The following is a 23,935-nucleotide window of genomic DNA, read 5'->3' on the forward strand; positions in this document are numbered from 1 at the left end:
TGACGACTAACGTGATAACTATAAAACACGCATTATGAGGTCCTGATTGCAATGGCGAATTTCTTTATTGATCGCCCCATTTTTGCCTGGGTACTGGCCATCCTGTTGTGCTTAACCGGCACGCTGGCCATTTTGTCGTTACCGGTGGAACAATATCCCGACCTTGCGCCACCAAACGTACGCATTAACGCCAACTACCCGGGCGCTTCCGCACAGACACTGGAAAACACCGTTACGCAGGTGATCGAGCAGAACATGACCGGTCTCGATAACCTGATGTATATGTCGTCACAGAGCAGCTCAACGGGTCAGGCGAGCATTACGCTGAACTTCGCCGCAGGGACCGATCCGGATGAGGCCGTACAGCAGGTGCAAAACCAGTTGCAGTCGGCGATGCGTAAGCTGCCTCAGGCGGTACAGACGCAAGGGGTGACGGTGCGTAAAACCGGTGACACCAACATCCTGACCATCGCCTTCGTGTCAACGGACGGCAGCATGGATAAGCAGGATATCGCTGACTATGTCGCCAGTAATATTCAGGATCCGCTGAGCCGCGTTAACGGCGTCGGCGACATCGACGCTTACGGCTCGCAATACTCCATGCGCATCTGGCTCGATCCGACCAAACTCAACAGTGTGCAGATGACGACAAAGGACGTCACCGACGCTATCTCTTCTCAGAATGCGCAGATCGCCGTCGGTCAGTTAGGTGGTACGCCGTCGGTTGACAAACAAGCGCTAAACGCGACGATCAACTCGCAGTCACTGTTGCAGACGCCACAACAGTTCCGGGACATTACCCTGCGCGTGAATCAGGACGGCTCTGTCGTAACACTCGGCGATGTTGCTACCGTCGAGATGGGGGCGGAGAAATATGACTACCTGAGCCGCTATAACCGCAACGCGGCGTCCGGTCTGGGGGTCAAGCTCGCTTCCGGCGCCAACGAAATGGCGACGGCGGAACGCGTTATCTCGCGGCTTAACGAACTGTCAGAGTATTTTCCCCACGGTCTGGAATACAAAATCGCCTATGAAACCACCTCGTTCGTCAAAGCGTCGATTACCGATGTGGTGAAAACCCTGCTGGAAGCGATTTTGCTGGTCTTCCTGGTGATGTACCTGTTCCTGCAAAATTTCCGCGCCACGCTTATCCCGACAATTGCGGTGCCAGTGGTGTTGTTGGGGACGTTTGCCATCCTCTATGCCTTCGGTTACAGCATCAACACCCTCACTATGTTTGCGACGGTGCTCGCCATCGGTCTGCTGGTGGACGATGCGATCGTGGTGGTGGAAAACGTGGAGCGTATTATGAGTGAGGAAGGCCTGTCGCCACGCGATGCCACGCGCAAATCGATGGGCCAGATCCAGGGCGCGCTGGTGGGGATTGCGATGGTGCTGTCGGCAGTCTTTATTCCGATGGCCTTCTTTGGCGGCACCACCGGGGCCATTTACCGTCAGTTCTCGGTCACTATTGTTTCCGCGATGGTACTGTCGGTACTGGTGGCGATGATCCTGACGCCCGCGCTCTGCGCCACACTACTCAAACCGCTTCACAAAGGCGAGCATCACGGTCAACGCGGTTTCTTCGGCTGGTTCAACCGCCATTTCAATGCTAACGCGCGCCGCTACGAAACGTATGTCGGCAAAATTCTGCACCGCAGCCTGCGGTGGATGCTGATTTACGTCCTGTTGCTGGTCGCCATGGTGGTGCTGTTCCTGCGCCTGCCGACCTCCTTCCTGCCGCAGGAAGACCGCGGCATGTTCCTCACCTCTGTCCAGTTACCAAGCGGTTCGACGCAGCAGCAGACGCTGAAAGTGGTTGAAAAGGTCGAAGACTATTTCTTTAGCCATGAAAAAGACAATGTGACCTCGATTTTCGCCACCGTCGGTTCCGGGCCTGGCGGCAACGGGCAGAACGTCGCACGTATGTTTATCCGCCTGAAAGACTGGGACGAGCGTGACAGCAAAACCGGCACCTCATTTGCCATTATCGAGCGGGCGACGAAAGCCTTCGCGAAAATTAACGAAGCGCGGGTCTTTGCCAATAACCCACCGGCGATCAGCGGTCTTGGCAGCTCTGCGGGCTTTGATATGGAACTTCAGGATCACGCCGGCGCCGGGCATGATGCGTTGATGGCGGCGCGTGACCAGCTTCTGGAACTGGCGGCGAAAGATGATCGCCTGACACGTGTGCGTCACAACGGTCTGGATGACAGCCCGCAATTACAGATCGATATCGATCAGCGCAAAGCGCAGGCGCTCGGCGTATCCATTGATGATATCAACGACACGCTGCAAACCGCGTGGGGTTCTAGCTACGTGAACGACTTTATGGATCGCGGTCGCGTGAAGAAAGTCTACGTGCAGTCTGCCGCCAAATACCGCATGCTGCCTGACGACATTGGTCGCTGGTATGTACGTAACACCAGCGGCACCATGGTGCCCTTCTCTGCCTTCGCCTCGTCACACTGGGAAACCGGCTCACCCCGGCTTGAGCGTTACAACGGGTATTCAGCAGTAGAAGTGGTGGGTGAAGCGGCAACAGGCGTCAGTACCGGCACCGCGATGGATATCATGGAAAACCTGGTTCGTCAGCTTCCGGGCGGTTTCGGTCTCGAATGGACGGCGATGTCCTACCAGGAACGTTTGTCAGGCGCGCAGGCGCCGGCACTGTATGCCGTTTCGCTGCTGGTGGTGTTCCTCTGTCTGGCGGCGTTGTATGAGAGCTGGTCAGTACCGTTCTCCGTGATGCTGGTGGTACCGCTGGGGGTTATCGGCGCGCTACTGGCAACCTGGATGCGCGGGCTGGAAAACGACGTCTATTTCCAGGTCGGGTTATTGACAGTTATCGGCCTGTCGGCGAAGAACGCCATTCTGATTGTGGAATTCGCCAATGAAAGGAATGAAAAAGGGGAAGATCTGTTGACCGCGACGCTGGAGGCCTGTCGTCAGCGTCTGCGTCCAATTCTGATGACCTCGCTGGCCTTTATCTTCGGCGTATTGCCGATGGCCACCAGTTCCGGTGCTGGTTCCGGCAGCCAGCATGCGGTGGGTACCGGCGTCATGGGTGGGATGATTTCCGCGACTATTCTGGCGATCTTCTTCGTGCCTCTGTTTTTCGTGCTGGTACGGCGACGTTTCCCGCTACGTGAACGGCAAAAATAAATATAAGGCGACTTTCGGGTCGCCTTTTTAGTTTGCTCAGAATATATATCGAAAAAGGCGACCGTTAGCGGGTCGCCTTTTATCTGATTCGATTTAAGTCAGAATTTTTTACATATTCTGTACTTTTAGTTTTCTTTTTGTTTCCGGAATCACTTACGAAGCATAACTTCAATAAAGTCTTTCCAGTTCCCCAGTTCACGTTCAATCATAACGACCTCTCTTATAATTCTCAGTAGTCTACGTAAATTGATTGTGAATGTGAAGATCATTGAACCAATCACTGTGATTACCGAAGCCAGCGGACGGGTGCTGGCGTGAGTTAAATATGAACCGACCGGGTTAAATTTATTGTGACTTACAGCAATATTTTGAAATACCGCCACGGCGGATTATCCGAGTTTTTTTCAGCGTACACTTGTACCTATTTTAAATGCTGCATTATCATGCATTGCACAATGAGAAATTATGCCCCGATAATACTTTCGTGTATTATTCTTCGCCTCCTTACTATTCGAATAATCTGACAAATTCGCCTGCTTAAAAACAAAAGGATTAACCATGATCGTTATGTATGGCATTAAAAACTGCGACACTATAAAAAAAGCCCGCTGCTGGCTGGAAGCGCATCAGATAGACTATCGCTTCCACGACTACCGCGTTGACGGGCTGGATGATGCATTATTACGCAGTTTTATTGCAGAATCAGGCTGGAAAGCCCTGCTCAACACCCGCGGTACGACCTGGCGAAAACTGGACGAGTCCGTGCGTGCCGGGATTGACAACGCCGATGCGGCCGTCGCGTTAATGCTCGAAATGCCAGCGATTATCAAACGCCCATTGCTCTGCGCGCCCGGTCAGCCTATGCTGCTGGGTTTCAGTGATGCCAGTTACCAGACCTGTTTTCAGAATCATTCCTGAGGGATGATGACTTTTTATGTGAGGTGTAGTCTATGTCGTGCCCGGTCATCGAGCTGGCCCAACAGCTTATTCGCCGCCCCTCTCTGAGCCCCGATGATGCGGGGTGTCAGGCGCTAATGATTGAACGCCTGCGAAATATTGGCTTTACCGTCGAGCATCTCGACTTTGGCGATACCCAGAACTTCTGGGCCTGGCGTGGAAAAGGCGAAACGCTGGCGTTTGCCGGCCATACCGATGTGGTCCCGGCGGGTGATGCCGACCGTTGGATCAACCCGCCATTTGAACCGACGATCCGCGACGGTATGCTGTTTGGCCGTGGCGCTGCCGATATGAAAGGCTCCCTTGCCGCGATGGTGGTTGCCGCCGAACGTTTCGTCGCACAGCATCCGAACCATAACGGTCGTCTGGCGTTTCTCATCACCTCTGATGAAGAAGCCTCGGCGAAAAACGGTACGGTGAAAGTAGTTGAAGCGCTGATGGAGCGTCGTGAGCGTCTTGACTATTGCCTGGTGGGTGAACCGTCGAGTACCGCAGTCGTCGGCGATGTGGTCAAAAATGGCCGTCGCGGCTCCCTGACCTGCAACCTGACCATTCATGGCGTACAGGGTCATGTGGCCTATCCGCATCTCGCCGATAACCCGGTACACCGCGCTGCGCCGTGGCTGAACGAGCTGGTGAGCATCGAATGGGATCACGGCAATGAATTTTTCCCGCCGACCAGTATGCAGATTGCCAACGTTCAGGCCGGGACCGGCAGCAACAACGTGATCCCGGGCGATCTGTTCGTCCAGTTTAACTTCCGTTTCAGCACCGAGTTGACCGATGAGATGATCAAAGCGCAGGTCGTTGCGCTGCTGGAAAAATATCAGTTGCGTTACACCGTAGACTGGTGGCTTTCCGGTCAGCCGTTCCTGACTGAACGCGGGAAACTGGTGGATGCAGTCGTTAATGCCATCGAGCACTATAATGAAATTAAGCCACAGTTGCTGACCACGGGCGGAACATCCGACGGACGTTTCATCGCACGGATGGGCGCACAGGTGGTTGAGCTTGGGCCAGTGAACGCGACCATTCATAAAATCAATGAATGCGTTAATGCGGCTGATCTTCAGCTCCTTGCCCGCATGTATCAGCGCATCATGGAACAGCTCGTCGCTTAATAATTTTGACTTAAGAGGTAACGCGCATGGAATGGCTGGCAAAATACTGGTGGATACTGGTGCTGGTGTTTTTGGTAGGGGTCATCATTAACGTGATTAAGGATCTCAGCCGGGTCGACCACAAGAAGTTTCTTGCCAACAAACCGGAACTTCCCCCGCATCGCGACTTTAACGATAAGTGGGATGATGAAGACGACTGGCCGAACAAAGACCAGCCGAAGAAGTGAATATTGCCCGGCAGGCAAAACGCCGCCGGGCAAAACGATCATAACAGTTCAATGATATCGTCATCGTTGGGCTTACCGCCACTCAGCGCTTCATCGAAATAGTGCTTTGGTACGGTATAACGCAAATGATCAAGCGCCAGTTGCATACTGCGCTCGTCAATGGCGTGACCGAGGTTGTCCACTATATCCAGCGTGACGTCGCCGCCGGCGCTCAACAGCGCATCCTGAGCAGCAACCGCATGCGCCAGTTCTATGACCCGATCTTCGCCGCCATGGATCAAATGCACCGTCGTGGCGGTGGTAGCCGTCGTCGGCAAAGTCGCAAACCGGCCATTAAAAGCAATGACCCGCGAGGCCAGATTCGGCTCGGCTTTCACCCCTTCCAGCGACATGATCGCCCCTTGCGAGAAGCCAATCAGCGCCGTCGCCAGCGGCCCGACGCCGCTCTGCGTCTGCCAGTAACGGACGATGTCGATAAAGGTTGGCATGATGGCGTCGACGCGCGCCTGACGGCTCTCTTCCGTCACGCCCTGCACTGAAAACCACTGACGTCCCGGCGCTACGCCGCTCGACTCCGCGCCACCGATACTGACGATCAGCGCATCCGGGAATAGCGGTGCAAACCAGCTGCCAATCTCGCCCATAGCCACCGGGTTGTCACCCACGCCATGAAACAACAGCAGCAGTTGTTGCGCGGGTTTAGCAGGACTCTGGACGACAAAATGTTCGTGTTTCATGACGGTCTCCTTAGTGCCTGCCATTGTAGAACTCAGCCAAAAAATGACCATGTCATTTAACTGAAGGAGTTCGTTAAAAAAATTGCAGTTGCTCCATCTGACGTCGTAACTGCGCGGCCCGCTGCGCATCGAGCACGACCAGCGCCTGCGCCGTTTCATGACGCAACTGCACTAACAGCGCTTTACGCCCCCTCAGTCCGGCAACAGAACACAGTTGCTCTTCGCTCTGCTGTCGCACCCGCCCCCTCAACAGCGGAAGCGTTAAATCGACGGTCAGCAACAGACGATTCAGACTGCCGACGGCAGAGATGAAGGGCCGGTGCGCCCAGGCAAAACTCGCCAGCTCATCCCAGTCATTATCAGTAAGCGCATTATTACTAAGCATAGTGTCGGATGATGCAGGCAGTGGCAGCTTTTCATCGATCCACGGGGCAAGCCATTGCTCGTCGCGGCACAAACGCTGATGTTCATGCGCGGTGAGCCGTTCGCCTGCCCCGGTCAATGGCAGGAGCGCCATTGCCGTGTAACAACCGCTGCTCGCCTCACGGTATGCGCCCATGCGGACCAGCGTAAAACCACAGCGCTGCCAGAACCGCCACAACTCCGCCGTGTAACCAAAGCTGACGGAGAGATAATCGCAGCCCTGCGCTGCCGCTCTGGCGCGAGTAATCAGCGACTGACCGATACCTTCACGCTGGCGGGACGGATGCACCGCGATACGTGTAATGCGTCGTCCGATGAGCGTCGCAGCCAACGGGCTTCCGCCATGCGCCGCCAGCGACTGTGCCACCAGATTACCGCGCGGGCGACGATACCCGGCCCAGACAGCACGACTGAGATCATCGCTCAGCCCACCTTCATCAACCAGCCACAATGCGCCCGCCAGCCCCGCGTCACTACGGGCGCAGGCAAAATGTTGCCCTGGGGCGTCCATCATGCGGCGTAAATCCAGCGGTGAGGTCCGGTAATGAGCGCTGGAAAGCAGTTGATACATAGCGATGGGAAGCGCCGGTTGCGTCTGCCAGGTATCGGACTCCACGCTTTCATAACGAAGCTTACCCGCCGGAAGAGGCGTGATACTGTCATCAATGAACAACAGCGCATTGCTGATGATCTCCTCCAGCGGACAGCCCGGCGCCCAGCGAATCGGTCGGGAGAGCGTCAACTGGCGAAGGTCGGGAAAGCGCGCGCAGAATTTCAGCAGAAAACCCCGGCCGGTGCCCTCGTACCCCTGCACCGTCGTTGTCAGCAGTGTGCGAGGGAAACGCGCTACCAGCTTTTGCAGTACCGGGGAAGGGATAGCCGCCGCTTCATCGACGATCAGCCAGTCAGCGTGCTCCTGTGACGCCAGCAGCGCATCTGGCGCGACAAAGCGAAAGCGCTCACCGGCGAAAGCGGCCATGACATCGGTCGCACCACGCGCCGGAGCGGTGACGATGGCTGTCCCCGTGAGCTGGCGAATGTGCATCCCCGCCAGCGCCGATTTTCCCCGCCCACGTTCTGCGGTCACTGCCACGACCCCCGGCGGGCAGTCTGCCAGTTGTGCCAGGATCGCCGCTTGTTCGGCTTCCGGCTCACCGTTTGCCGGGTGCCACGTTGCTCTCGCCGGGTATTCCGCAACGGGTAACGGCTGCGGCTGACGCCAGATAAGCGTCTGCGGATCGCGCGACAGGGTACGGCAGAAATGGTGAACAAAGTGGGGAGCAGGAAGCGGCTGCGGGGATTCGCTCCAGCGACGCGCGTCTTCATCGGGCTGTTGCGGCCAGGTGTCGAGCGGCGGCGTTAACAGCACCAGCCAGCTTCCCGCCTGCAGCGTCCCGGCGAGCGCGGCAAAGGCCGCGACGTCAAAGCCGCGGCGGGCATCAAAGATGGCATGGTGGAATTCGCGCCCGAGCAGTTTCGCCAGCGCGTCTGGTGGACACCAGGGCTCAGGCAGCACCTGCGGCCCGACCTTCAGCCAGTCACCGGGCAGTTGCTGTTGCAGCGCCGTCGCCTGTTGCAGACTCCACGCCGCCTCGCCGCTGATGACTAACAGGCGACGGATACCTTCCCGTTTCATGCGCGCGGTCAGTGCGCAAAATGCCTCCATCAGCAGGATCAGAACCCTTTGCCGAAGGTATTACATTGCGCCGGGTCGCCGCCATCATAGCCGCGTTTAAACCAGGTGTAGCGTTGTTGCGAGGTTCCGTGAGTAAAGCTGTCCGGCACAACACGCCCCTGGCTCTGCTGTTGCAGTCGGTCATCGCCGATGGCTTCAGCCGCGTTCAGCGCCTCTTCCAGATCACCCGCTTCCAGCACACCCTGCTGCTGCATGGTGTGGCCCCAGACGCCAGCGAAGCAGTCCGCCTGCAGTTCCATTCTCACCGACAACTGGTTTACCTGCGCCTGCGAGGCGCCCTGTTGCATCTGCCGTACTTTCGGCTCAATGCCGAGCAGTTTCTGCACGTGGTGCCCCACTTCATGGGCAATGACATAGCCCTGAGCGAAATCACCATCGGCGCCCAGTTTCTTTTTCATGTCATCGTAGAAGGAAAGATCGATATAAACGGTGCTGTCCGCAGGGCAATAAAACGGCCCCATGACCGATTGACCTGTACCACAACCGGTACGGGTCGCGCCGCGATACATGACCAGACGCGGCTGCTGATACTGTTTGCCAGACTGCTCGAAGATCTGACCCCAGGTATCTTCCGTGGTTGCCAGGATCACCGAGGTAAATTTAGCCGCTTCATCGTCATTCGGGCTGATAGAGGGTTGCGTTGACTGCTGTGAAATCGGTTGCCCGGTCAGCAGTCCGGTGAGATCCACGCCGTAATAACCGGCGACGAGTACCACCACCAGCAGGATAATCCCGCCCTTACCGGTGGGCACGCGAAACCCGCGCCCGCCCATCATTGATGGACCAGAATCGCTTCTTCTGTCTTCAACATTGTCGCTTTCGCGACGACCTTGCCAGCGCATAACAACCTCAAACTCTTTATTGATAATAGATAAGATCGTAGGCGGTTCGGCGGCGGATTACCATAGGAAACGAAGCGACAAAACTCAGAGGACGGATTAATCTCCTCTGAGTTTCGGGCAGGAACAGTTAGTCCAGCTTCACACCAAGACGATGTGCTACCTCTTCATAGGCTTCAATCAGCCCACCGAGGCTCTGGCGGAAACGGTCCTTGTCCATTTTATCCAGCGTTTCTTTGTCCCACAGACGGCTGCCATCCGGTGAGAATTCGTCGCCCAGCACCACTTTCCCTTTAAACAGGCCAAACTCCAGTTTGAAGTCGACCAGGATAAGACCCGCGTCATCGAACAATTTTTTCAGCACATCGTTGGCTTTATAAGTCAGCGCTTTCATCTGTGCCAGATTCTCTTTGCTGACCCAACCGAAGGTCTCGCAGTAGGACTCGTTGACCATCGGGTCATGCATGGCGTCATTCTTCAGGAACATATCGAACAACGGCGGGTTCAGTTCGATGCCCTCTTCAATGCCCAGACGCTTCACCAGCGAGCCTGCGGCGCGGTTACGCACCACGCACTCCACCGGAACCATCTCGAGTTTTTTCACCAGACATTCGGTATCAGACAGCAGCGCTTCCATCTGAGTCGGGATGCCCGCCTCTTCGAGTTTAGTCATAATGAAATGGTTGAACTTGTTATTCACCATCCCTTTGCGATCAAACTGCTCAATGCGCGCGCCATCCCCTGCTGACGTATCGTTACGGAATTCGAGCACCAACAGATCCGGATTTTCCGTGCTGTAAACGGTTTTCGCTTTGCCGCGATACAACTCAGCTTTCTTTTGCATCTTTTGTTACTCCACTCAAATTAAGTGATAAAAATGGCGTTTTTCTGCCGACGCACACGTTTGCGTCACTATACAGAAAAAAGGGCCGGATTACTCCAGCCCTGTTGTTTTACTTGCTGAATGCGGCCTGGAATACGGAGACCAGGGCGTCATTCTGAGATTGCGTTAACGTATGACCTTTCGGGTCGATGAACTGCAGGCTGCTGCGGTTATCGAGGTCGCCAACCTGCAACTTATAGTCGCCGGAGACGAGGCCAGGATCGCGGGTACCCAGTTCCTGCCAGTTGCTGTCCGAAAGCGGTTTGTAGGTCACCGCAATGTCACCCTGAGAACGGGTGCGGTCGGTCACTTCCATGCCCACTTTCTTAAGCGTTGCCGGGAGGCGATCCCACACCTGGTTAAACGGCGCGCGAACGACCAGCATCGGCAAGCCGGTGTCATCGGCAGCGCTCTGTACGTCAAAGGTGGCGCCATCACGGCCCTGCGCGGCGTTCTGCGCGTTAGTCGCATTCTGGTCGAGACCGGCAGAGATCACGTTCAGCATTTCGGTGCTGTAACGCTGCATAGAAGCGGCGTCGGCAACCGGTTTGCCACCCTGCTCAAGGTTGATCAGCTTGACGACAACCGCCTGCTGATAACCCTGCGGTTTGACAGAGATCTGATAGCGACCACGGTACTGTTCGTCTTCATCGAGACGGTTCCAGTCAACCCAGTCAGTGCTCAATGTCTGTGAGGCGTCATCACGTTTGGTGATGGTGTAATTCTTCGCCTGAAGAATGCTCACCACCTGCGGCCACAGAGACCCGCTACGACCGCTTTCTACTAACAGCGTGGCCGTATCGCCAGTGAACTGGGTCCGGGCACCGCTGACCAGCGCCAGCGGCTGTGCCGGCGGACGGATGTCCAGCGCTTTACCCACTGCGCCATTACTGCTTGCAACAGGAATGTTATAGTCGCCGTTCTGAAGCGGCAGGATCATACCGGCAGGCGCATGAAGTTCAGCAAGCGGTGTCGCTTCCAGATAGGATTCATCACCACTAACCTGACGCTTGTAGCGCGAATCAGAGCTGCAGGCCGCGAGGAGCATAACAAGCGAAATACCCGCAACCTTCGCCAGGCGCGACTTCTGTACTGAGTAAGCCATCAAATCTCCCTAAACTTTACAGCAGACCGGCGTGCTTAAGCGCACTGGCGACGATATGACGACCGTTATCGGTGATCGGCGTCATCGGCAGGCGCAGCGTGTCGGTTGCTACAAGTCCCAATTCCTTACAGGCCCATTTCACCGGGATCGGATTGGGTTCGACAAATAATTTATTGTGTAGTGGCATCAGACGCTGATTGATGACACGCGCTTCGGCAAACTGTCCTTCGGCGGCCAGTTTACACATTTCCGCCATATCGCGCGCTGCGACGTTGGCCGTTACCGAGATAACGCCCTGACCGCCTAACTGCATGAAATCCAGCGCCGTGGCGTCATCACCACTCAGCAGGATAAAGTCATCTGAAACCAGCTCTTTGATCTGGTGAACACGACTTAAGTTCCCTGTGGCTTCCTTAATACCGACAATATTTTTCACTTTTGCCAGGCGCCCCACGGTCTCAGGCAGCATATCGCAGCCGGTACGCGAAGGCACATTATACAGAATTTGCGGCAGGTCAGTATGTTCAGCGATGGTTTTGAAGTGCTGGAACAGCCCTTCCTGCGTCGGACGGTTATAGTACGGCGTGACCGTCAGGCAGCCCACAATGCCGCTATTATTGAAACGCTGAGTCAGGCTGATCGCCTCTGCGGTTGCATTAGCGCCTGTGCCGGCAATCACGGGGATACGCCCGTCTGCCAGATCCAGCGTCATCATGACCACATCGCCATGTTCATCGTGGCTTAATGTGGCGGACTCTCCGGTGGTACCCACCGAAACGATCGCCGAGGTTCCATTGGCGACATGGTAATCAATCAGTTTTTTCAGGCTGAGCCGATCGACATTACCTTTTTCATCCATCGGCGTGATAACCGCTACTATACTTCCCGTGAACATGGGCCATCCTCTGAGCAGACGTGCAGACAAGAGCTTCAATGGTACGTTTGGTCCTGTAATAAAAGCAAGAGACCAGAGCCGTTCTGAATGTTGTATGCCGGTTTTTTTTATGCTTTCCTTATGATTACCGCACCTTTTACAGGAAGAACAGGTTTGACAGCCTCATCACAACACTATCTTGTGATTACCGCCCTGGGCGCCGACCGCCCAGGCATCGTGAACACAATCACCCGTCATGTCAGCAGCTGCGGCTGTAATATTGAAGACAGCCGTCTGGCGATGCTTGGCGATGAGTTTACTTTTATCATGCTGCTTTCCGGCAGCTGGAATGCCATTACGCTGATCGAATCGACGTTACCATTGAAGGGCGCGGAACTGGATCTGCTGATCGTGATGAAACGTACTACCGCAAGTCCGCGTCAGGCAATGCCATCCACCGTCTGGGTGCAGGTAGAGGTGCCGGATTCGCCACACATCATCGAGCGTTTTACGGCATTATTCGATACGTACAACACCAATATTGCGGAACTGGTTTCCCGAACCCAACCGGGCGAGAACGCCAGCGCCGCACAGTTATTCATTCAAATCACAGCACACAGCCCTGCGTCGCAGGAAGTCTCAAATATCGAGCAAGCGTTTAAAGCACTATGTACAGAACTGAATGCACAAGGCAGTATAAGCATCGTCAATTATTCACAGCATGATGAACAGGATGGAGTTGAGTAATGAACCCACTGAAAGCCGGTGACATCGCACCGAAATTTAGCTTGCCCGATCAGGATGGTGAGCAAGTAAATTTGACCGACTTCCAGGGACAGCGTGTTCTGGTCTATTTTTACCCCAAAGCAATGACCCCGGGTTGTACGGTCCAGGCGTGTGGTTTGCGCGATAATATGGATGATTTGAAAAAGTCGGGCGTTGAAGTGCTGGGCATCAGCACCGATAAACCTGAGAAACTCTCCCGCTTTGCAGAAAAAGAGCTGCTGAACTTTACGCTGCTCTCCGATGAAGACCATCAGGTCTGCGAACAATTTGGCGTGTGGGGAGAAAAGTCCTTCATGGGGAAAACCTATGACGGCATCCACCGCATCAGTTTTCTGATTGATGCAGACGGCAAAATTGAGCACGTTTTCGATGACTTCAAAACCAGTAACCACCACGACGTTGTGCTGAACTGGCTGAAAGAGAACGCGTGATAAAAGGCCCGGTAACCGTACCGGGCCTTTTACTTTATTCCTCAACCACCGGGCCATCCGGCCAGGCGTGGACCACGGCTTTAATCAGCGTCGCCAGCGGAATCGCAAAGAATACGCCCCAGAATCCCCATAACCCGCCAAAAATCACCACGGACAGAATAATCACCAACGGATGCAGGTTAACAGCTTCCGAAAACAGCACCGGCACCAGCAGGTTGCCGTCCAGCGCCTGAATAATCAGATATACCGCGAACACGCTCCAGAATTCGGTACTCAGACCAAACTGGAACAACGCCACGCCCACGACCGGAAAGGTCACGACAAAAATACCGATGTACGGAATGAGTACCGAAAAACCGACCAGTACCGCCAGCAACAACGAGTAATTAAGTCCGAACAGCACAAAACCAATCCAGGTCGCGATGCTGACGACAATCATCTCAAACACTTTGCCACGGATGTAGTTAGTGATCTGTTGGTTCATCTCTTTCCACACCTGGCCGGCCAGCCCACGATTACGCGGCAGCACACGGCGAACGGCATTGAGCATCTGTTCTTTATCCTTGACGAGGAAAAAGACCATCAGCGGCACCAGCACCAGGTAAACGGAGAGCGTGAGTAATCCGACCAGCGACGCCAGCGAGTATTTCACTACCGAATCGCCGAGCGTCAGCATGCGGCTGCGCATGTTCTCGGCCACCACGTCGACAATCCCGACGTCCATCAGCGCAGGGAAACGGCGCGGCAGCGTCGCAGCATAGCTCATCAGTTGATTCAGCATGCCTGGCATATCACGGATCAGGTTAATACCCTGCTGCCAGGCGATCGGCATCACCACCAGCGCAAGCAGGAGCAGAATGCCGACAAACAGCACCAGGACGATGGACGTCGCCCAGCGCCGCGAGCAACCGATACGCTCAAGCCGGATCGTGGGCCATTCCAGCAGATACGCCAGTACAATGGCGACCAGCAGCGGCGCTAAAAGACCGTTAAAGAAGAACAGGATCACAAACCCTGCCAGCAGAATGACCAGCAGCGCTATCGCCTCCGGATCGCTGAAGCGGCGGCGGTACCACTGCATTAACAACTCAAGCATAAAATCCTTCTTAGGACGCGTTGCGGGATTGCAGATTGTGAATTGTATCGAAATGTCACAAAAAAGACTCCGCTTTTTAATGCCGTTCCCATAAACAATAAAAGTCACAGAAAGTTGATTTTCAACCGTCTTACAGACGGCTACACTCCCATTACGAACAACGGTGGAACATTCATGCTTCGCACCGGTCAAACAGGCACATCCCACATTACAGGACTGAGGTTATGTTCACGCAGTTGAGAAGGACGCTGGTGGCGACGCTGATAGCGTCTCTGACGCTGGGTCAATGTCTGCCCGCTTTTGCAGATTCTGCAGATACGTTGCCGGACATGGGCACCTCCGCAGGAAGCACGCTCTCCATTGGTCAGGAGATGCAGATGGGAGATTATTATGTGCGACAGTTGCGCGGCAGTGCGCCGCTGATCAACGACCCTCTGTTAACGCAATACATCAATAACCTCGGCGCACGTCTGGTGTCGCACGCGTATTCCGTGCGCACACCGTTCCATTTTTTTCTGATTAACAACGACGAACTGAACGCTTTCGCTTTCTTCGGCGGTAATGTGGTACTGCATTCCGCTTTGTTCCGCTATGCTGATACCGAAAGTGAACTGGCGTCGGTCATGGCGCACGAAATCTCCCACGTTACGCAGCGCCACCTTGCGCGTGCCATGGAAGACCAAAAGCGTAACGCGCCGCTGACCTGGGTCGGTGCGCTGGGCTCTATTTTACTGGCGATGGCCAACCCGCAGGCTGGAATGGCGGCGCTGACCGGGACGCTGGCGGGCACCCAACAGGGGATGATCAGCTTCACCCGCCAGAACGAAGAAGAAGCGGATCGCATCGGCATCCAGGTGCTGCAACGCTCCGGGTTCGATCCCCAGGCGATGCCAGGGTTCATGGAAAAACTACTCGATCAGTCCCGTTATTCGACACGTCCGCCGGAAATGCTGCTGACGCACCCTTTGCCGGAAAGCCGTCTCGCCGATGCGCGTAACCGTGCCAACCAGATGCGCCCAGTCGTTGTGCAGTCCTCTGAAGATTTCTACATGGCGAAGGCGAGAACCCTCGGCATGTACAATTCCGGTAAAAACCAGCTGACCAGTGATCTCCTCGACAACTGGGCGAAAGGTAACGTACGCGAACAGCGCGCCGCCCGGTATGGCCGGGCGTTGCAGGCGATGGGCGCCAGTAATTACGCCGAAGCAAGCAAACTGCTGCAGCCACTGCTGAGCGCGGACGGGCAAAACCCCTGGTATCTCGATCTGGCAACTGATATCGATCTCGGGCAGAAAAAAACCAGCGAAGCCATTAACCGCCTGAAAAACGCGCACGACCTGCGCAACAACCCGGTATTACAGCTGAACCTTGCCAACGCGTATATGGAAGGTGGCCAGCCAGCTCAGGCCGTGACCCTTCTCAACCGCTATACTTTTAACAACAAAGACGATACCAACGGCTGGGATTTACTGGCGCAGGCGGAAGCGGCGCTAGGCAATCGCGATCAGGAACTGGCCGCGCGCGCTGAAAATATGGCGCTGGTGGGTCGTCTTGATCAAGCCATTTCCCTGCTGAGCAGCGCCAGCTCGCAGGTGAAACTTGGAAGTCTGCAACAAGCGCGCTACGACGCACGTATCGATCAATTCCGCCAGTTGCAGGAACGCTTCCGTCCGTACAGCAAAATGTAAGGAGTAATGATGTCTGACGCCGTCACGATTTATCACAACCCGCGTTGTTCCAAAAGCCGTGAGACGCTGAATCTGCTGAAGGAGAAAGGCGTGGAGCCGCAGGTGGTGCTCTATCTTGAAAACCCGCCAGATGCGGCGACGCTGCGTAACCTGGTGAAAATGCTCGGAATGCGCAGCGCCCGTGAACTGCTTCGCCAGAAAGAAGATCTCTATACCTCACTGGCGCTGATGGATCCTGACCTGCCAGAAGAAGCGCTGATTCTGGCGATGGTAGAACATCCCAAACTGATCGAGCGTCCGATTGTGGTACATAACGGCAAGGCGCGTATCGGCCGTCCACCGGAACAGATCCTGGAAATTCTCGATTAATCCTTCTGCCGCAGCGCTTCAAGAAAAGCCTGCGGCGTTTTCTCTCCCAGCTTTTTCTGCGCCCTGCCCGTATTCCATAACTGACACAAGCGCTGCACCGTGCTGTCAGGTTCATCCAGCGCGGGGATCAATTCCACCAGCGGAACACTAATCTGGATGGCCTGCGGTTCAGCCTGTTCACTGGTTTTGCACAGCACATCGTTTCGCTCCAGCGTGAAGCACTTCGCGAGATTTGTCTCAACACATTGAATCTGTGCAGGACACGCTGTTAATACTTCATCCAGCCAGTGATTTACCAGCGCCGGAGAGATCCCCGAAAACAGCCGCGCGTAGCACCAGCCGCTGACCGGCTCCTGCGCCCATAGCAGGTGATGATCGCCGCCATCGTCCATCGGTAGCGCCAGCAGGCGGTAATGCAGCGTCAGCGTATCCGGCTTCACGCCCGCTTTCAGCGCTTTTTTTCCTTGCAGTCCGCCCTCTTTTCGCCCTTCATGCGCCGGGCGCAGATAGCGGTTTAGCGTCGCCCTGGAGACCGGTATGCCCAGACCCTCGTTAACAATAAACAGCAGTTCATCCAGCGGCGCACGCAGCGCATCCCGTAGCACATTGATCAGTGCCTCCTGCTCCTGTCTCAGTACTTTGTGTATCACATGCGGCGTGGTGTGATTATCGGTAATCTGGGTGCGGTTACGCCAGCGGCGCACGGTAGTGACAGAAATGCCCAGTTCACGCGCCAGTTCACGGTCGCTTTTATCTGATTCCTGCAGATATTTGCGTATGCGGGGTGTGGTAGTAGCGTTGGCGTGCAGTTTAATTTCCATTAGCGTTTCCTGCCAAAAATATAACTAATCATATGAGATTTATATAAATCACGCGTACGCAATGTGAGCAGTTTCACCTTTCCGCGCGCCGCTTTCTTTGATAATCCCTTTACATAACACACACAACGTCTCTTGATCTTGTACGGAGTTCACAATGAACAATGTTCTGGGATTTCTTGAAGCAAAGCTGATGCCGCTGGCGGCAAAAACGGCGCAACAGCGTCATCTTGGTGCCATCCGCGGCGCCTACGTTTCCTTTATGCCGTTTATTATTGTCGGTTCTATCCTGTTGGTTATCTCCTCGTTCCCCAATCAGACCTATCAGCAGTTTATGTCTCAGGCCTTCGGTGAGAGCTGGAGCGCGATTATCGAGATCCCGTTTAACGCGGTATTCTCAACGATGTCGTTGTTTATTGGTTTTCTGGTCGCCTTCCGTCTGGCGGAGTATTACAACGAAGACCGCATCTCGTGCGGTATTCTGGGGCTGGTCTGTTTCCTGATCCTGACACCATTTATCAAAGTGGCGGAAAACGGCGGTATCACCGTGATCCCGGTGGAGTGGATCGGCACTAAAGGGCTGTTCGTGGCAATGATCGGTTCGCTTATCTGGACCGAGCTGTTCTGCTGGCTGAAACGGAAAAAACTGGTCATTAAGATGCCGGACGGCGTCCCGCCTGCGGTGCAGGAATCCTTCGCGGCGCTAATTCCGGCGCTGGTGGTAATGATTCTGGTGTTGATCATCCGTATCGCGTTTGAAAACACCCACTACACCACTATTCACCAGTTCATTTATGACGTGGTCGCCACACCGGTGCGCCATTACGGCACCTCTTATTTCGGCGCGCTGATGACGGTTTTCAGTATTACCATTCTGTGGTCAGTGGGCATCAACTCCGGCTCGATGATCAACGGGATTATCCGCCCGCTGTGGATGGAAAACCAGACTGACAATATTGCCGCAATCCAGGCGGGCGTCACTCCACCGCATATCATCACGGAGCAGTTTTTCGACATGATCTGGATGGGCGGCGCCGGAGCGACGCTGTCGCTGGTCATCGCCATGCTGATTTTTGCCCGCAGCAAAAACATGCGCGAAGTAGCGCGGCTCGGCGCGGGTGCTTCCATCTTTAACATCAACGAGCCAATTCTGTTTGGCCTGCCGGTGATCATGAACCCTGTCATGTTGATCCCGTTTAACCTCGTGCCACTGGTGCTGGTCACCATCCAGTACGCAGCGATGAAAATTGGCGCAGTGGCGGTCACCACCGGGGTGTTTATCCCCTGGACGCTGCCGCCGGTGATCAGCGGTTTTATCGTCACCGGGCATCTGAGCGGTAGCGTGATGCAGATTCTTAATCTGTTGATCGGTGCCATGCTTTATCTGCCGTTCATGCGTATTGTCGACAAGCAGTATCGCGCCGCAGAAATCACAGCATCCGCAGATGCGGACAGCGCACTGGCAAAACAGGAGTAAACGATGTGGGGAATTATCGCCACCTGGCGAATGGCACTGGAAGGCGTGGCCGCCTCGGCGACCGCGCTGGCAGCAGGGAAAGCGGCCGCGGGTGCCGTTGTTGACGCCGTTGCGGCGGTGGAAGATTTTCCGTTTTACAAATCGGTGGGCTACGGCGGGTTGCCCACTGAAAACGGTGAGGTGGAGCTGGACGCCGCCTTCATGGATGGCGACACCCTGGCGTTTGGCGCGGTGGGTAATCTGGTGGATATCGCCAACCCGGTTCGGGTCGCCCATGCCCTGAGCCGCCAGCGCTATAACAGCGTACTGGTCGGCCAGGGGGCGCGCGAATGGGCGCTCAGCCAGGGTTTTGCGGCAAAAGCGATGCTCACTGAGCGTGCCATGCAGCATTACCGCAAACGCTGCCGGGAAACGCTCGATAAAGGATTAAGCCCTTATGACGGCCACGACACCGTCGGCATCATCGGCCTGGACTGCCACCACTCGATGAGTGTCGCCACCTCAACCAGCGGCCTGTTTATGAAAAAACGCGGGCGACTTGGCGATTCGCCGATCATCGGGTCAGGGTTTTACTGCGACAGCGAAACCGGCGCAGCGACGGCTACTGGCGTTGGCGAAGATCTGATGAAAGGCTGCACCAGCTACGAAATTGTCCGCCGCATGGCACAGGGCATGACGCCGCAACAGGCCGCAGATTCGGTAGTGTGTGAACTTGAAGATAAGCTGATGTCGCGCTTTGGTCGCGCCGGCGATCTGTCGGTGGTGTGTATGAACCGCAACGGCGAATTCGGCGCCGCGACCAACATCAAAACGTTCTCTTTTGTGGTCGCTACCGCCAGCCAGCCGCTGACGGTCTTTCGCGCCGAACGTATACGTGAAAAGACGCATTATCAACCGGTGGACGACGAATGGATGCAGGCCTATGCCGCGCGCATTCGCGCCCCCATCGAGGAGTAATCATGCTGGATTACCGTATCATCAATCATCCGGATAACCACGCCGTGGGCTGCCATCTGGTGACCTGGCCCGGCAGTCCGCTACTCGCCGATCCGCTTTTTGAGGCCTGCCCTGTGGTGAGTGAAATGTTGGCACGCGCGGAAAACGCCATCGCAGACACCTGCTTTGGCTGCGCGCCGTTTGCCCGTATCACGCTGATCCCGCTGAACGTCTGGCAGGATGCACAACACGATGCGCTGACGCAGGCACTGCGCCCGCTGTTCATCGCACCTGCCAGCACACGCGTATTGCTGGATGCGTCGGTAAACGCGCCGGGATTATCTTCAGCGCTGCGTTACCTGTTTAATCTTGAACATACCCTGACGGATCTGGGCCTGCGCAAACCGCAGCCGGGTGCTGTTCGCCTGCGTCAGATCGACATCTGGTGCCAGCCGGAACAAACCGCCGCGCTGAAAGCGCAGCTTCGCCAGCAGCAGGCCATTGCGCACGGCATGGTGGTCGCCCGCAGACTGGCTGACCTGCCTTCTGAACAGTGTACGCCGCAGTTTGTGGTGGAAGAGGCGCAACGCCTGTGCGCTAACATCCCTGCCCTGCGCTGTGAAGTGCTGGATGAACACGCCATCGTTGAACAGGGGTTGGGGCTGTTGCATGCCGTCGGTAAAGGCTCGGCACGCCCGCCCCGCCTGCTGGCGATCCATTATGACGGTGTGGAAATCGGCCCGGTGCGCAGTTATGTCGGCAAAGGTATTACTTTTGATACCGGCGGGTTGTGGCTGAAAGAAGGCGCGGGCATGTACACCATGAAATATGACATGTGTGGCGCGGCAAACGTGCTGGGGTTGATGCTGAGCATCGCGGCGCTGGCATTACCGGTCAGAGTGATGGGCGTGCTGGCGCTGGCGGAAAACGCCATTGGTCCTGACGCCATGCAACCGGGCAGCGTGGTGCGCGCCTGTAACGGCCTGACTGTCGAGATTAACAATACCGATGCCGAAGGTCGTCTGGTGCTGGCAGACGCCATCGCCTGGGCCAGCCAGCGTCATCCGCATGCGCGCTATATCATCGATATGGCAACATTGACGGGCGCAGTGGTGAAAGCGCTGGGTTATGAGTTAAGCGGTCTGATGACTCAGGATGAACCATTGCGCGCGGCGCTGACAGCGGCCGGGAAACAGTCCGGTGATGAAGTCTGGTCGCTGCCGCTCGACGCACGGCTGAAAAAGCAGGCTGAAAGCGCGATTGCCGATCTGTGTAATACCCCCACCAATAACGCAGCGATAAGCGCTTCAGCAGCATGGCTGTTGCATCACTTCTGCCCGCCAGAAATACCATGGGCGCATCTGGATGTTAGCGGTACCGCGTTGTGGCGTGAAGGGGGAAAAAGCGTGGCATCGGGAAGGCCGATCCCGCTGCTGATACAGCATTTACTGAATGACCTGCAATAACGCCTCGCGGATTACAGCTTCAGGATCTCTTTGACGAAAGGAATGGTCAGCTTGCGCTGCGCGGTGATCGACGCGCGGTCAAGCTGATCCAGCGTCATAAACAGCGTGCGCATTTCGCGATCCAACCGCTTAAGCAGAAAACGGCACACGTCTTCCGGCAGTTCAAAGCCGCGCAGGCGGGCGCGAAGCTGTAGGGCCTGCAGTTTGTCTTCATCAGACAATGGCTGCAGTTTATAGATTTGCCCCCAGTCAAGGCGGGAGGCGAGATCCGGCAGACCCAGATTCAACTGGCGCGGCGGGCGATCGCCGGTAATCAGTAACCGCGTTTTGCCGGATTCAAGAATGCGATTGTAGAGGTTAAAGATTGCCATCTCCCAGGGCTCATCCCCGGCAGCGCACTCGATGTTGTCGATGCATACCAGCGACAAATGCTCCATACCCTCCAGCACTTCCGGCACAAACCAGGTACGCTTATCCAGCGGCACATAGCCAACCGCTTCGCCGCGCTGGGAGAGCTCCGCACAGGCAGCATGCAGCAAATGGCTACGTCCCGCGCCTTCGCGTGACCAGAAATAAAGATATCCGCTGTGATCCTGGCGCAAAACGTTCTGCAACGCTGCGAGAAAAGAAGGGTTATCACCCGGCCAGAAACTCGCAAAAGTTTCATCGTCAGGAAGATAGAGTGGCAAAGAGAGCTGTGCCGGTGCGTTCAGAGAGACCTCAACAAAATACTACCTAAAATCGGTAACGAGTTTAGCACGTAACCGGAACGGAGAGAACCGGGCGGATCCTCCGCCCGGTAACAGGATCACGATTTCACGTCTTCGCTGTCTGCGGCATCCAGAACAACCTCTTCCGGGCGCAGTACGCTGATAAGCTTGAAGATCAGGCTCAGACAGATACCCACGATCGTCGCCAGCGCCATCCCTTTCAGCTCAGCCGCGCCAATATGCACTTTCGCGCCGCTGACGCCGATGATCAGAATGACGGAGGTCAGGATCAGGTTCTGCGCTTTGCTGTAATCCACTTTCGATTCGATCAGCACACGAATACCGGAAGCGCCGATCACCCCGTACAGCAGTAACGACACACCGCCCATCACCGGCACAGGGATAATCTGGATTGCCGCTGCCAGCTTGCCAACACAGGAGAGCAGGATTGCAATCACCGCCGCGCCACCGATAACCCAGGTACTGTATACGCGGGTTATCGCCATCACGCCGATGTTTTCGCCGTACGTGGTGTTTGGCGTTGAACCGAAGAAACCGGAAATCACCGTCGACAGACCGTTGGCAAACATCGAACGATGCAGACCCGGATCGCGGATCAGATCGCGCTTAACAATGTTCGCCGTCACTACCAGGTGACCGACGTGTTCGGCAATGACCACCAGCGCCGCAGGCAGAATGGTGAAAATCGCGAACCACTCGAAACGCGGCGTATAGAATGTTGGCAGCGCGAACCAGTGTGCCTGCGCAATCGGGGTCGTATCCACCACGCCCATCGCGAAAGAGAGCGCGTAGCCCGCCAGCACACCGATGAGGATCGGGATAATAGCCAGGAAACCACGGAACAGCACCGAACCAAATACCGTGACCGCCAGCGTTACCAGCGAAATAATAATGGTTGTTGAATCCGGCGCTTGCCCTTCTGCAGGTAGCAGCCCGGCCATGTTCGCCGCAACACCCGCCAGCTCCAGACCGATAACCGCGACAATCGCACCCATCGCTGCAGGCGGGAACATCACATCCAGCCAGCCGGTACCGGCTTTTTTAACGATAAAAGAGACGATGCAGAACAACACGCCGCACATAATGAAGCCGCCCAGCGCCACTTCGTAGCCCAGCGGCAACAGCAGCAGAACCGGTGAAATAAACGCAAAGCTCGAGCCCAGGTAGGCCGGAATTTTGCCTTTACAGATAAAGAGATACAGTAGCGTCCCGATACCGTTAAACAGCAGCACGGTAGCCGGGTTGATGTGGAACAGGATTGGCACCAGCACAGTTGCGCCAAACATCGCGAACAAGTGCTGCAAACTAAGCGGGATGGTCTGCAAAAGCGGTGGTCTTTCACTAACCCCGATAGCACGGCGCGTCATAGTGTTTTCCTCGAGTGTTGTTATAGGTCATGTGTTGTTGTATTCAAAAAAAAGCCGACTATCAAAGTCGGCTTTTTTATCGCTATCTCATCATTTCGTACCAAAAATCTTATCGCCGGCATCGCCGAGCCCCGGAATAATGTATCCGTGCTCGTTCAATCCATTGTCAATCGATGCGGTGTACAGCTCCACGTCCGGGTGCGCTTTTTCCAGCGCGGCCAGACCTTCCGGGGCCGCCACCAGAACCAGCACCTTGATGCTGGTGCAACCTGCTTTTTTCAGCAGGTCGATGGTGGCTATCATCGAGCCGCCGGTTGCCAGCATCGGGTCAACCACCAGCGCCATGCGCTCGTTGATGTTGGAGACCAGCTTCTGGAAGTACGGTACCGGCTCCAGCGTCTCTTCGTTACGGTAGATACCCACCACGCTGATGCGCGCGCTCGGAACATGTTCCAGAACGCCTTCCATCATGCCCAGACCCGCACGCAGGATAGGCACAACAGTAATTTTCTTACCTTTGATCTGCTCAATTTCTACCGGGCCGTTCCAGCCTTCGATAGTGACTTTTTCGGTTGCCAGATCGGAGGTCGCTTCATAAGTCAGTAAGCTGCCGACTTCAGAGGCCAGTTCACGAAAGCGTTTAGTGCTGATGTCATGCTCTCGCATCAGGCCCAGCTTGTGTTTGACGAGTGGATGTTTCACTTCCACGATCTTCATTCTCATTCTCCTCTGAAGTGGCAGCC

At 55.6% G+C, this 23,935-nt stretch carries 23 protein-coding genes; 11 read left to right on the forward strand and 12 right to left on the reverse strand.

Translation table 11 applies throughout. The annotated features are described in order from the left end of the window. Positions 1-51 precede the first annotated feature (51 nt). Entirely contained in the window at positions 52-3,165 is a 3,114-nt protein-coding gene (acrD, locus tag GTGU_RS11480; protein ID WP_038156955.1) for a multidrug efflux RND transporter permease AcrD, read from the forward strand. Between the two features lie 149 nt (positions 3,166-3,314). On the opposite strand, the gene ypfM is transcribed toward acrD, so the two are convergent. Then, the gene (ypfM, locus tag GTGU_RS25730; RefSeq protein ID WP_001386977.1) at positions 3,315-3,374 is read right to left on the reverse strand and encodes a protein YpfM; all 60 of its coding nucleotides are present in this window, start codon (positions 3,372-3,374) and stop codon (positions 3,315-3,317) included. A 349-nt stretch (positions 3,375-3,723) separates the two neighbouring features. Between ypfM and GTGU_RS11485 the strand changes: the two genes are divergently transcribed. From GTGU_RS11485 to GTGU_RS11495, 3 genes are read left to right on the forward strand one after another with little or no spacing between them, the layout of a single operon-like run. Further along, positions 3,724-4,083 carry an ArsC family reductase gene (locus GTGU_RS11485; RefSeq protein ID WP_038156957.1) on the forward strand — a complete coding sequence of 120 codons (360 nt, stop codon included), beginning with the start codon at positions 3,724-3,726 and terminating at the stop codon, positions 4,081-4,083. Positions 4,084-4,115: 32 nt separating this feature from the next. Next, a complete protein-coding gene (gene dapE / locus GTGU_RS11490; RefSeq protein ID WP_038156959.1) occupies positions 4,116-5,243 on the forward strand; it encodes a succinyl-diaminopimelate desuccinylase in 1,128 nt (375 codons plus the stop codon). 26 nt (positions 5,244-5,269) lie between these two features. After that, entirely contained in the window at positions 5,270-5,470 is a 201-nt protein-coding gene (locus tag GTGU_RS11495) for a YpfN family protein (protein WP_038156962.1), read from the forward strand. A gap of 38 nt (positions 5,471-5,508) precedes the next feature. Here GTGU_RS11495 and ypfH read toward each other — a convergent pair whose 3' ends face one another. The 6 genes from ypfH to dapA form a co-directional block, all read right to left on the reverse strand. Then, entirely contained in the window at positions 5,509-6,207 is a 699-nt protein-coding gene (ypfH, locus tag GTGU_RS11500; protein ID WP_038156966.1) for an esterase, read from the reverse strand. A 73-nt stretch (positions 6,208-6,280) separates the two neighbouring features. Next, positions 6,281-8,296 (reverse strand): tRNA(Met) cytidine acetyltransferase TmcA, encoded by a 2,016-nt coding sequence (locus GTGU_RS11505; RefSeq protein WP_038156969.1) that lies wholly within the window; start codon positions 8,294-8,296, stop codon positions 6,281-6,283. Between the two features lie 8 nt (positions 8,297-8,304). Further along, on the reverse strand, positions 8,305-9,168 hold the full coding sequence (ypfJ, locus tag GTGU_RS11510; RefSeq protein WP_038156971.1) for a KPN_02809 family neutral zinc metallopeptidase: 864 nt from the start codon (positions 9,166-9,168) through the stop codon (positions 8,305-8,307). Between the two features lie 127 nt (positions 9,169-9,295). Beyond that, positions 9,296-10,009 (reverse strand): phosphoribosylaminoimidazolesuccinocarboxamide synthase, encoded by a 714-nt coding sequence (gene purC / locus GTGU_RS11515; protein WP_038156974.1) that lies wholly within the window; start codon positions 10,007-10,009, stop codon positions 9,296-9,298. 109 nt (positions 10,010-10,118) lie between these two features. Next, the gene (gene bamC, locus GTGU_RS11520) at positions 10,119-11,153 is read right to left on the reverse strand and encodes an outer membrane protein assembly factor BamC (protein WP_038156976.1); all 1,035 of its coding nucleotides are present in this window, start codon (positions 11,151-11,153) and stop codon (positions 10,119-10,121) included. A gap of 16 nt (positions 11,154-11,169) precedes the next feature. Beyond that, positions 11,170-12,048, reverse strand: a complete 879-nt coding sequence (gene dapA, locus GTGU_RS11525) for a 4-hydroxy-tetrahydrodipicolinate synthase (RefSeq protein ID WP_038156978.1) — start codon at positions 12,046-12,048, stop codon at positions 11,170-11,172. Between the two features lie 153 nt (positions 12,049-12,201). On the opposite strand from dapA, the gene GTGU_RS11530 reads away from it, so the two are divergent. Then, positions 12,202-12,774, forward strand: coding sequence for a glycine cleavage system transcriptional repressor (locus tag GTGU_RS11530; protein ID WP_038156980.1), 573 nt, complete (start codon positions 12,202-12,204; stop codon positions 12,772-12,774). Then, a complete protein-coding gene (gene bcp / locus GTGU_RS11535; RefSeq protein WP_038156982.1) occupies positions 12,774-13,244 on the forward strand; it encodes a thioredoxin-dependent thiol peroxidase in 471 nt (156 codons plus the stop codon). Before GTGU_RS11530 ends, bcp begins: the two co-directional genes overlap by 1 nt. 34 nt (positions 13,245-13,278) lie before the next feature. Here bcp and GTGU_RS11540 read toward each other — a convergent pair whose 3' ends face one another. After that, positions 13,279-14,340 carry an AI-2E family transporter gene (locus GTGU_RS11540; protein WP_038156984.1) on the reverse strand — a complete coding sequence of 354 codons (1,062 nt, stop codon included), beginning with the start codon at positions 14,338-14,340 and terminating at the stop codon, positions 13,279-13,281. A gap of 224 nt (positions 14,341-14,564) precedes the next feature. Here GTGU_RS11540 and bepA point away from each other — a divergent pair, with 224 nt between their 5' ends. Both bepA and arsC read left to right on the forward strand, forming a co-directional pair. Then, positions 14,565-16,028 (forward strand): beta-barrel assembly-enhancing protease, encoded by a 1,464-nt coding sequence (bepA, locus tag GTGU_RS11545; RefSeq protein WP_038156987.1) that lies wholly within the window; start codon positions 14,565-14,567, stop codon positions 16,026-16,028. A 9-nt stretch (positions 16,029-16,037) separates the two neighbouring features. After that, positions 16,038-16,397 (forward strand): arsenate reductase (glutaredoxin), encoded by a 360-nt coding sequence (gene arsC, locus GTGU_RS11550; RefSeq protein WP_038156990.1) that lies wholly within the window; start codon positions 16,038-16,040, stop codon positions 16,395-16,397. On the opposite strand, the gene GTGU_RS11555 is transcribed toward arsC, so the two are convergent. Further along, positions 16,394-17,218: a helix-turn-helix domain-containing protein gene (locus tag GTGU_RS11555; RefSeq protein WP_038156993.1), complete on the reverse strand. Its 825-nt coding sequence runs from the start codon at positions 17,216-17,218 to the stop codon at positions 16,394-16,396. The genes arsC and GTGU_RS11555 overlap by 4 nt on opposite strands. Positions 17,219-17,372: 154 nt before the next feature. Here GTGU_RS11555 and GTGU_RS11560 point away from each other — a divergent pair, with 154 nt between their 5' ends. The 3 genes from GTGU_RS11560 to GTGU_RS11570 are packed head-to-tail and all read left to right on the forward strand — an operon-like array spanning position 17,373 to position 21,094. Continuing rightward, complete coding sequence (locus GTGU_RS11560) at positions 17,373-18,692, forward strand: PTS sugar transporter subunit IIC (RefSeq protein ID WP_038156994.1); 1,320 nt, start codon at positions 17,373-17,375, stop codon at positions 18,690-18,692. 3 nt (positions 18,693-18,695) lie between these two features. Then, positions 18,696-19,649, forward strand: a complete 954-nt coding sequence (locus GTGU_RS11565; RefSeq protein WP_038156997.1) for a glycosylasparaginase — start codon at positions 18,696-18,698, stop codon at positions 19,647-19,649. Between the two features lie 2 nt (positions 19,650-19,651). Continuing rightward, positions 19,652-21,094, forward strand: coding sequence for a leucyl aminopeptidase family protein (locus GTGU_RS11570; protein ID WP_038156999.1), 1,443 nt, complete (start codon positions 19,652-19,654; stop codon positions 21,092-21,094). A gap of 11 nt (positions 21,095-21,105) precedes the next feature. On the opposite strand, the gene GTGU_RS11575 is transcribed toward GTGU_RS11570, so the two are convergent. The 3 genes from GTGU_RS11575 to upp all read right to left on the reverse strand — a co-directional run bounded on the left by GTGU_RS11575 (position 21,106) and on the right by upp (position 23,909). Further along, positions 21,106-21,807, reverse strand: coding sequence for a DnaA inactivator Hda (locus GTGU_RS11575; RefSeq protein WP_072011962.1), 702 nt, complete (start codon positions 21,805-21,807; stop codon positions 21,106-21,108). A 95-nt stretch (positions 21,808-21,902) separates the two neighbouring features. Beyond that, positions 21,903-23,192 carry a uracil permease gene (gene uraA, locus GTGU_RS11580; protein ID WP_038157004.1) on the reverse strand — a complete coding sequence of 430 codons (1,290 nt, stop codon included), beginning with the start codon at positions 23,190-23,192 and terminating at the stop codon, positions 21,903-21,905. 90 nt (positions 23,193-23,282) lie between these two features. Next, positions 23,283-23,909 carry a uracil phosphoribosyltransferase gene (gene upp / locus GTGU_RS11585; RefSeq protein ID WP_038157007.1) on the reverse strand — a complete coding sequence of 209 codons (627 nt, stop codon included), beginning with the start codon at positions 23,907-23,909 and terminating at the stop codon, positions 23,283-23,285. Between the last annotated feature and the right edge of the window lie 26 nt (positions 23,910-23,935).

The sequence above is a fragment of the Trabulsiella guamensis ATCC 49490 genome, from assembly GCF_000734965.1.
Lineage (GTDB): Bacteria > Pseudomonadota > Gammaproteobacteria > Enterobacterales > Enterobacteriaceae > Trabulsiella > Trabulsiella guamensis.